The sequence below is a fragment of the Zavarzinella formosa DSM 19928 genome (assembly GCF_000255705.1).
Taxonomy (GTDB): domain Bacteria; phylum Planctomycetota; class Planctomycetia; order Gemmatales; family Gemmataceae; genus Zavarzinella; species Zavarzinella formosa.
This window is the reverse complement of record NZ_JH636439.1, coordinates 2,070,583-2,077,353: the sequence shown is the minus strand read 5'-3', so window position 1 is coordinate 2,077,353 and position 6,771 is coordinate 2,070,583. Positions and strand designations below refer to the sequence as shown.

Sequence of the window (6,771 nt, the reverse complement as noted above, 5' to 3'; positions counted from 1 at the left end):
AGATGCTCATGGTTTGTTAATCTCTCCCGCACTAGGCAAACGACTGCCCCATATGGCCTTGCGCGGGTGTATCTTTCCCCGCGATTTGCGTAATTTGCATCATCCCCGCAGATGGAACGACTTGGAGAACCAAGCCCTCGATTCGCATTCCCCTTGCGCGATTCCCGCGTTTCCGTTACCCATTTCGGGTGCCAACCGATGACTGTTCCCGATGCCCCCGAAGCGCTCACGCCCACAGACTCCCGGCCTGTTCGATGACTTTGAGCGAGATCAGACGGTTCCGCCCTCATCGCTTCCCTTTGTTGACCGGGTCGGCCGGCATGAACCGGCGCCGACGTTTGTCGAACGTGTAAGGCCGCCCCCGGAGAGCCAACCCCCCGCCGAACAAGTCGAATTCTCCAGCGGTGAGAAGTCCAAAGCCCGAGACCTTCTCAATGCCATTCGCAAACTTCAGCTTGTCGAGAGTTATCGCCGCCCGGCCACGCCCCAGGAACGCAACACACTATCCCGCTTCTGCGGCTTCGGTCCCGTCGCTCTTTCCATCTTTCCGAACCCGGCGACCGGCGAATACAAGGATGAAACGTGGAAGAAGTTGGGCGATGAACTGAATGGCCTTCTCTCGCCCGTGGAATACGACTCCGTCAAACGAACGACCTTCAACGCGTTTTACACCTCTCCGCTCGTCATCGACGCGATGCACACGGCTCTCGACCGCTTGGGGGTTCCCGACAATGCCCTCGTTCTTGAGCCGGGTTGTGGAACGGCCAATTTCTTTCGCCCCGGCAAACGCTACCTCGGCGTCGAGATGGACGGCATCTCTGGCCGCATAGCCAAACTGCTTCATCCCGATCAAGACATCCGCATCGAGAACTTCCGCGACACCAAACTCCCGCCAGTGGATGCGGTAATCGGCAATGTCCCCTTCGCCGACGTGCGATTGGAACATAACGGTCAGAAATTCGCCCTGCATGATTACTTCTTCGCCAAATCCTGCGACGCACTCAAGCCCGGTGGGGTAATGGCGCTCGTCACGACCCATTACACCCTCGACAAGCAAAACGCCTCCATCCGCGAGTACCTCGCAGAACGAGCAGACTTTCTCGGGGCCATCCGTCTGCCTTCCGACGCCTTCAAACGTGAGGGGACGTCGGTCGTCACGGACATCGTGTTCATGCGGAAGCGGTCGCTCGACGAACCTCCCAATCACGTTGACCCTGACTGGCTGGCCACGGACGCGGTGGAGATTGACGGCAATACCGTCCCGATCAACCGCTATTTCGTGAAGCATCCAGGAATGGTGCTGGGGGCGTTCACTGGGAAGAAGGCCCTGTATCAGGGTGGGTACGGCGTCGAATCGTCCGGCGACTTGGCCGAGCAACTCAAGGAAGCTGTGGGACGGTTACCGAAACATGAAAGCGACGCGCTCAAAAGCCGTCAGAGCGTCCAAAGCGACGCGCTCCCGCATGGTCAACGCGAGCAAACCTTCGTTCCCCCTCCCCCCGAGCGGCACGTCTCCGAAGGTAGCTTCTTTGTCCACGCCGGTCAAATCCATCAACTTGTGGACGGTCAATCGGTTCCGGTCAGCTACGGGGGCTACGATCTCGTAAACAACGGCGGGCTGGTCGGACGACGCATGACAGCGTTGATCGGCTTGCGTGACAAGGCCCGTTACGTCCTCCGCTCCCAGAACGAGGGCTGGCCTGATACAGCTCGTGAAGACGCCCGCCGGGAATTGAACATCTCCTATGACCGTTTCCGGGCCTCGTATGGTCCCGTGAACAAGACGACCTTCTCCGAATCCAAGGATGGAACCGCGATCCGTCGCATGCCCAACCTCGTGAAGTTCCGCGAAGACCCCGACGCGATGCTGGTCATGGCCCTGGAGGAGTACGACGAAACGACGGGCGAGGCGAAGAAAGCCCCGATCATGCGAAAGGATGTGGTTGGAAAATCTCCTCCAATCACCTCCGTCACGACCGCCGAAGAGGGCTTGCTCGTCTCCCTCGACCACAAGGGCGTCGTTGACCTGCCGTACATTGCGCAGTTGTACGGCAAAAGCGAACAACTGGTCATCACTGAATTGGATGACCTGATCTACCGCGATCCCGAATCCAACAAATGGCAGACCGCCGATGCCTATCTCTCCGGGAACGTCCGGACCAAGCTCATCGCGGCGGAGAAGGCCGGTGTCACCCAAAACATTGAGGCATTGAAGGCGGTTCAACCCGAAGACGTGCTGCCAGGCGACATCGACGCCAACCTCGGCGCCCCTTGGATTCCCGCGAGCGACATCCAAGCCTTTGCCTCCCAGCTCTTCCGCGTCGATCCCGAGGCGATCACGGCGTCCCATCTGGCGAAGGATGCCGTGTGGAACGTCGAGGGCGGTTATTCGGCCCAGCGATCCGTGGCGGTCACTGCTGATTACGGAACGTCGCGGGCCAACGGTATATGGCTGCTTGATCTTGCGATGAATCTGAAATCCCCGACGATTTACGACCCCGACCCGAAAGACCCCGACAAACGAGTGGTGAATCAGCAAGAGACGCTCGCGGCGAAGGAAAAGCAGAAGGCAATCAAGGAGCAATTCCGGGCGTGGGTGTTCTCCGATCCCGACCGAACGGAGCGGTTGGTGCGGCTTTATAACGACGCTTTTAATAATCTCCGGCCCCGCCAGTTCGACGGCTCTCACCTGGTCTTTCCGGGCATGAGCAACGTCTTCACACTCCGGCCGCATCAATGTGACGCGGTGTGGCGAGTCATGAGCGGTGGGAACACTTTGTTGGCACACACGGTTGGAGCAGGGAAAGCACAGCCTCTCGATGCCAGGGTGTTGACTCCAACTGGTTGGGCAAGGATGGGTCACTTGCGGGTCGGGGATGAGGTGATTGCCGGGGATGGCTCGGTCACGACGATCACGGGTGTTCATCCGCAAGGTGAGAAGCAGATCGTCCGCGTCGGGTTCTCCGACGGCACCTCGACTGAATGCTGTGAGGAGCATTTGTGGCTGACCCAGACATACCGCGAAAGAACCGCAGAGCAATCTGGCAAGCGGCTGGGCAAGGTGTGGAACTGCGCCGCTCCAAAGGTCAGGACGACGGCCGAGATACGTGACACGTTAGTCTCTCCTCACCTCGGCGCAAAGAACCACTCGATTCCGATGGTCGGGATCGTTCAACTCGAATCGCAATCAGTCCCGCTCGACCCGTATTTTTTGGGCGTGCTGCTGGGCGACGGCGGGCTGTCGGGAGGTTCGGCGACGCTGACCAACCCTGACGAGGAGATATTGCAGTATGTAAAACTGCCCGAGAACGTCGGACTGAGCAACATCACAGGCGGCGGGAGGTGCGCGGCCTGGGGCTTTCCCATGATCGACCGGACGGGAACCGGGGCGGGAAAGGCGAGAAACCCGCTCACCGCCATCCTCGACGATCTGGGACTGCTCGGGGAGAAGTCGGGGACCAAGTTCATTCCCGAATGCTACAAGCACAACTCGGCCGAAGTCCGGCTGGCGATTCTGCAAGGGCTGCTCGACACGGACGGCTCTGTTCAGAAGAACGGGGCATCGACCTATTACTACACCATCTCGCAAAAGCTGGCAGACGACGTGACGTTCCTTGTCCAATCCCTCGGGGGGCTGGTTCGATTGCGGATCAAGGAGCGCCCGACCTACCGGCACAAGGGCGAGTTGCGGGTGGGCCAGCCGTGTTTTATTCTTTGCATTTCGATGCCGCCTGAGATCAACCCTTTCCGTTTGAGCCGGAAAGCAAACTTGGTCCGGCCGAAATCGTCTTACATCCCCCGTCGCTATGTCGTGTCAGTCGAGCCAGTCGGCATGAAGGATGCCCGGTGCATCACCGTCTCGCATCCGTCCCACCTCTATGTCACCGATGATTTCATTGTCACGCACAACTCGGCCGTGCAGGCGGCGGCCGCGATGAAGATGAGAGAAACCGGGCTTGCCAAGAAGATCATGTGCGTTTGCCCAAACCATCTTCTTGAGCAATACGCCCGAGAATTTCAACACCTCTACCCAAATGCGAAGCTCCTCGTTGCCACCAAAGACGATCTTGCAAAGGATCGCCGGAAACTGCTGACCGCCAAGATCGCGTCGGGTGATTGGGATGCCATCATCGTGACTCATTCAAGTTTCGAGCGCATCGGCTTGTCCAGGGAGTTCCAAGAACAATTCCTGCGGGATCAGATCGCCGAATATGACGGCCTGCTGACTGAGCGGTCGGCGAGGAGGAATGGCAATCGAAATATCATCAAGTCAATCGAAAAGCAGAAAGCCTCACGAGAAGCCAAGCTGAAAGATTTGATTGCCGAGGACAAGAAGGATAGCGGTTTGGTGTTTGACGAGTTGGGGATTGATTACATTTTTTATGATGAAAGCGCGAGTGTCAAAAATGCAGAGACGGCATCGAAGATGGATCGCGTCGCAGGCATCCAGACGGGAGGCTCTGAACGGGCGTTCGACATGCTCATGAAGGCCAGCTACCTGCACAAGAAGCATCCCGGCCACGGCATCACGTTCGCCAACGGCACGCCGATCAGCAATTCGATGGTGGAACTCTACACCACCCAGCGGTATCTCGATCCTGAAGGGTTGGAATCACGTGGCATCGGTCACTTCGACGCCTGGGCGGCCACGTTCGGCGAGGTGGTCGAGTCGATGGAGATTTCCCCTGATGGCAAAACCCTAAAGCCCCGGAGCCGCTTCGCCCGATTTGTGAACCTTCCTGAACTCCAGCAAATGTTCCGCTCCTTCGCCGACGTGCAGACGGCCGAGATGCTGAACCTTCCCCGTCCGGCCCTGAAAGGCGGCAAGCCGATCATCGTCGCCTGTCCCATGTCGGACATCCAGCAACGGCTCCAAAACGAACTGGTGGAACGCTACGACCGCATTCGCACGATGAAGGTGGACCCGAGGGAGGACAACGCGCTGGCGATCACCACCGACGGCCGGAAGCTCGCCCTTGACGCCCGGATGCTCTCGGCCTCGGCCGGTGACTTCCCCGAATCCAAGGTCAACGCCTTGGTTGGAAATGTATTCGACATCTGGAAGAACACGACGGACACGCGCGGCACGCAAATGGTGTTCAGCGACATCGGCATCAACCCCACGCCTTGGGGATACTCGGCTTATGAGGAAGTCACCCGCAAGCTAATCGACCGGGGAATCCCACGAGAGCAGATCGCCGCCATTGGTGAGGCAGATACCGACGCCAAGAAGCAATCCCTTTTCGAGAAGGTCCGCAACGGCTCCGTTCGCGTGTTGATCGGAAGCACGGCCAAACTGGGAACCGGGACGAACGTGCAAAAGCGGTTGGTGGCCTTGCATCACCTCGACGCCCCGTGGAAGCCGGCCGAGGTCGAGCAACGTGACGGCCGCATTCTCCGGCAGGGGAACACCAATGCCGAGGTCGCCGTTTACCGCTATGTCACGGAAGGGAGTTTCGATTCGTTCATGTGGCAGACCTTGGAAACCAAGGCTCGGTTCATCTCGCAGGTGATGACCGGGGAATCCGCTGTCCGTCGTGCCGATGACGTTGCCGAGCAAGCATTGTCCTACGCCGAAGTGAAAGCCATCGCCTCCGGGAATCCTGCCGTGCTTGTGCTCGCTGAAGCCGACGCCGAACTGCAACGACTGGCCGTGCTGCGGAAAAGCCACATCGACGAGCAGTACATGGCCCGCATGAACCTGCGTGACCTTCCCCAAATCATCCAGCGGTTGGACAACCGGATCGCGGACATCACCACCGACATGGAAACCGTCCGGTCAAACGACGGGCTGTTGATCCGCGGCAATCCCGCTTCGGAGACGGACCTGGCCCGTTCCTTGAAAGTCCTGCCGGAACTTGTGGACAATACCCGCCGGTTTCCGCTTGGGATTTTCCATGGTCTTGCCTTTGGGATCGAACGGCAGCCGACGGGGGCGGCCGACGTCTATTTGGAGGGGAGGGCATTCCGAAAGACCGCCCTGTCACGCGAGCACCAAGGCACGCGGGCCGTCATGAATGCCTTGAAGAACCTGACCGAGTCATATGAGGAACACATCGCGGTGTTGAGACGCGAACGGGAGGTCTCGGACACCCAACTGGCCGACTACCAAGTCCGTCTGGGAAAGAAATTCGCCCACGGATCACACCTTGAAGAACTCACTCGGCTGCGGGATGAGTTGAAGGCGTCCCTGTCGGAGAAGCTGGAGAAACAGGAAGGGACGTCATCGGCCGAACTGGCGGGAAAGATCAGGGAGTTGATGGCGAGTCACAAAGCGGAGGCTTCGCCTATCAGGCCAGTGGCGAGGAAACAGGAAAACCCGCGATTGCGTCGAAGGGTCGAGGCGCCGAATGAGGACAAATCTGCCATACCCGCCCCCGAGTCGCCAGTGGGCTTGTAAGGAATCTTGTGTCAGGGGAGTGGAACGGGTATTACCCATCCTCTTTCTTTGACGGAGATTACGCATGGACGCGATCTTGAAATCCCAAGCCGAGCAACTGGCGCGGGACATGGCCGCGCAGGCCACGACGATTGACGACCTCAACGCCCTGATGCGGACGATGATGAAGTCGGCCCTCGAACGGATGCTCAACACCGAGATGGATGTTCATCTCGGACGCCGGCCAACCCCGGCGTTGGCGGCCGGTCCCGTCGAACCCGCCGCTGTTCCCGACGATGCCAAACCGGCGGCCAAAAATCGTCGCAACGGACATTCCCGCAAGACGGTCGGCGGTGATATGGGGGAGTTCACGCTCCAGACCCCGCGTGACC

1 protein-coding gene and 1 pseudogene are annotated in these 6,771 nt (G+C 59.1%); both read left to right on the top strand.

What is annotated here, in order from left to right; translation table 11 throughout:
* The first annotated feature begins 211 nt into the window (after window positions 1–211).
* On the top strand, window positions 212–6,400 hold the full coding sequence (locus tag BGIM_RS61220) for an LAGLIDADG family homing endonuclease (RefSeq protein WP_020469620.1): 6,189 nt from the start codon (window positions 212–214) through the stop codon (window positions 6,398–6,400).
* Between the two features lie 64 nt (window positions 6,401–6,464).
* Window positions 6,465–6,771, top strand: a pseudogene (locus BGIM_RS64750) (IS256 family transposase); the annotation flags it as partial.

Coding starts and splice junctions, on each gene's coding strand:
- BGIM_RS61220 (WP_020469620.1), top strand. CDS start 212: ATGCCCCCGAAGCGCTCACGCCCACAGACTCCCGGCCTGTTCGATGAC.